This window comes from Candidatus Methylomirabilota bacterium, from assembly GCA_027293415.1.
Taxonomy (GTDB): Bacteria; Methylomirabilota; Methylomirabilia; order Methylomirabilales; family CSP1-5; genus CSP1-5.
In genome coordinates, this window is the sequence record JAPUFX010000149.1 from 1 (window position 1) to 2,891 (window position 2,891).

General features: G+C 60.0%; 2 protein-coding genes. Both read right to left on the bottom strand.

The window, feature by feature from the left end:
* Positions 1–357 precede the first annotated feature (357 nt).
* Positions 358–1,923 (bottom strand): hypothetical protein, encoded by a 1,566-nt coding sequence (locus O6929_10815; GenBank protein ID MCZ6480877.1) that lies wholly within the window; start codon positions 1,921–1,923, stop codon positions 358–360.
* The gene (locus tag O6929_10820) at positions 1,898–2,251 is read right to left on the bottom strand and encodes a hypothetical protein (protein MCZ6480878.1); all 354 of its coding nucleotides are present in this window, start codon (positions 2,249–2,251) and stop codon (positions 1,898–1,900) included. The genes O6929_10815 and O6929_10820 overlap by 26 nt, the downstream gene beginning before the upstream one ends.
* Positions 2,252–2,891: the final 640 nt, after the last annotated feature.

Sequence of the window (2,891 nt, forward strand, 5' to 3'; positions counted from 1 at the left end):
CGATCTCGCCCAGGGCTGCCACGACCATGTGATCCCGCCGCTTCCGCCAGGCAGTCGCCCGGCACTTATCGCTACAGAAACGGCCCTCTGGCCGCTTCAGCTCAAAGGGTGTCCCGCAGGTCGCACAGAGCATATCTTGTCCTCAGCATGCGTTCAAACGCTTATTTGGGCCAAAAAAAGACCCGTCTCAGACCAACCCCTTACTCGGCCCTAGGATCTCGATGGGCCTCTTCGGAGCCTTTTTCACCTGCTCGCACGCCCGGCACAGCGGGCATCTCTCACGTTGCGGGTTTCGTCCTCAGAGGTATGGAGGACGGGATGGAGGTTGTCGGGATTGTGCGCCACGCCTATGCCTCGCTAACGGAAGTCCTGCGGGAAGTAGGCCCCCCGTCCCACGATCGCGGATCTCACGGTCTCCTCCGCCTCGTGCTTCCGCTCTTCCTCAGTCCGGTCCGCCTGCTCTTGGGTCAATACGCCTTGATCCCCGCTGACGATTATGAGTGGAGGCAGCGCCGGACGATCCAGCGCGGCCACACACGCCATAGCGAGAGCGACAATGGCATCGATCTTCTTCGAGGCCTTCTCCTTTGCGATTCGCCAGCCGCGAGGAGATTCCACCGCGACCGTGTTCAGGGCCTGGACTCGCAGTTCCTCGCTTGGATATAGGCGGATGTTTCGACCGTTGAGCAGTTCAAAAAGAGCTTGACCCATCCTAGTTGTATTCGCGGTCGTCTGTGGGAACTCCCGGATCGGCAGACCGGCTGCCTTGAGCGTCGTGATGCTCCGGTGCAACTGAAATGGGTCGCAATAAATGGCCCGCACGTGATACCGCTCGTGGACCTCCCGGAGGTAGGCCTCAATGGTCGCCTCTAAGTCGAGTGGCTCGTTGGCGGAAGGGCGCCAGATTCGGTGTATGGCGAGCCGGAACTTCTCTCCGTCCCGGATAATGCCGACAACGGCGGCGGTGTCCCCTTTGATTGCTCCGTCCACTCCGAGGTACAAGGCACACTCCTGCGTGGGGAGGAGGGGCGAAAGGTTCTTGTCCACGCACGGATCAAAGAACTCTGGCGTGATGAAGGTAGTTTCAGCTACGGTCCATCGGTTCTCGTGGAGGCGAAGGTAAGCCGACGGTCGCAAGCTGCGTCGCTGCGCCGCGTAATACTCGGGCGTCTGCCAGGGCATGCGTGCCTCGTGGTCGCAGTAAACAAAGAGACGTGCCTCGCAGTTCGCGTAGATCGGAAGGTCTGGGTGAATCCGTTCGCCCTGGCCGTCAGGATGCTCCTCCTTGCCGACGCCCTGGCGGTAAAGATCCCAGAGCAACTGTGATTCCCCTTCCCATCCGGCATAGGTGGTGATGAACCGGATGCTGTTGCGCCGGGTCGGGACAGGCGTCAACTCCTCCCACAGCCGCCGCGAGGACTCTGAGATGTAGCCCCACAACTCATCCCATGAAGTGAACCCATGATTCCCCCCGGCCTCGCCACGGTAGTCGGAAGAAATGGCCTTCACCTCGGTCCCGTTTGAAATGAAAACTCGAGCTACCTGCACCTCAGCACTTTGTGCGAGCTGTGGATTGTGGCGAATCAGGCCGACCATCGCCTTGAAGACCCTACTGACGGCCTGCTCAAAATCATTGGCGACGAGAGGGATCTCGTTGGGCGCCTCCTGCGTGAATGCCCACCACAGGGCCAGCGCGGCGTTGATCGTCGTCTTGCCGCTTTTCTTGGGGCAAGAGAACATGATCGTGTCATACGCTAGCCGTTCCTCCTTGTCGAAGGTGAAGGCGAGCCGGAGAATCTCGCGTTGATGGTCCAGGAGATAAAAGGGCCGACCCAGCTCGTTCTTTTGCACGAGGTCATCAATGAAGGCAACCGGATCGGTCGCATATCGGAGTAGGTCATTCACCTTTATCAGATGCTCCACGTTGTGCGGCCTGGATAAGTTTGGCGAGATCTTTTTCCCCGTGCCCGTTGCCGGATCCGCCACCGAGAACGCGCAACGTCGCAAGAAATAGACCGGCCGTCTTGCGAATCGGGCTCGAGTTCTTCTTCTGGGCGGTCCTCTCGGCCGAGCGAAGTTCCACGTAGTCCATGTAGAAGTCAGCGGCAATCGCAGTCAGCGCACGGCCAAGGCCATCCCGGGGAGGATAGCGGGTCGCAATGTCGTTGTATCCGTCCGCCCATCGGCGCGCCGTCTGCGTCCGATGGTCTCGGTAACGGCGGGGTTTGTTGTCAGCAAGGATTCTCGGCATTAGATCTTCACCTCCACCCCCATTGTCCTGTGCCGTCTCGGGCAAATCAAGGGGACCCACGCCTGTTCTCGATTACGTAAGCATCAAGATCCGAAGGGATCAATCGTACGCAGCGGCCAATCCTAACAACCGGCAGCTTGCCCAGCTCGATCAATTGCCAAGTCAGGCGAACGCTTACCTGGAGGTACTCAGCTACCTGCGGGACGGTCAGAAGCCGAACCTGACCTGTGTCTTGTGCGGACTGGGGTCGGTTATTGACCACTGCATTAATCGCCGGTTTCACCCCGCTTGCACCGGTGCTTGCACTGCCTCGGAGCCTATCAGCAGCCGCTGCGAGCGGTTTGGAGGGGTCCCCAGGGCGTCCTTTGGAAGGCTGTCGCGTCCTTCTCACGACGGCCCCTCCCTAAACCCGTACACCCGACACCGCGGCTGGTTCTCACTCGTCTTGACCCCGGTCCCGCACTTGGGGCAAATCCACAAAGTCGGCTTGGCGAAGTCGAGGTGGCGTCTCATGCTGACCCCATTCTCTCCTGACGCTGGCGTTCCTCGATGCCCTCGATGAGGCCCCTTATTCCCTGCAGGTTCTTCCGCCGCTGCTCCTCGGTTTTTTCCCGAGAGGGTGAATCCAATCCCCCCCCCT

Excerpts from the sequence above, each read along its gene's own strand:
- O6929_10820 (MCZ6480878.1), bottom strand. The coding sequence starts at position 2,251 with ATGCCGAGAATCCTTGCTGACAACAAACCCCGCCGTTACCGAGACCAT.